This is a genomic window from Paraburkholderia sp. SIMBA_030, from assembly GCF_046535245.1.
Taxonomy (GTDB): Bacteria; Pseudomonadota; Gammaproteobacteria; order Burkholderiales; family Burkholderiaceae; genus Paraburkholderia.
Window position 1 is genome coordinate 1 of sequence record NZ_JAWRXB010001696.1, and the last position, 233, is coordinate 233.

Here is a 233-nt window from a genome sequence, read left to right on the forward strand (position 1 = left end):
GTTGCCGGAAGCGGCGCAGCGCGTGCTCGGCGAGCCCGATCCGCGTGCGCTGCTCGCGTACGAGATTCATCTCGAAGAAGGGTTCGAGCCCGACCGTTATGTCGATATCTTCGACGCGGGCCCGGTGCTCACGGCGCAGGTGGATCGCACGGCGTCGGTTGCGGGCAACGCGACGCGCGTGGTGCGGGAAAGCGCATCCGCGAACGCAGAAGTTTCTGAAACCTATCTGGTCG

Annotated in this window: 1 protein-coding gene; it reads left to right on the forward strand. The window is 65.7% G+C overall.

Features of this window, described 5'->3' with window-relative positions:
* Positions 1-233 (forward strand): arginine N-succinyltransferase (locus tag SB772_RS45805; protein ID WP_410839250.1); only part of this gene is annotated, 233 nt, incomplete at both ends.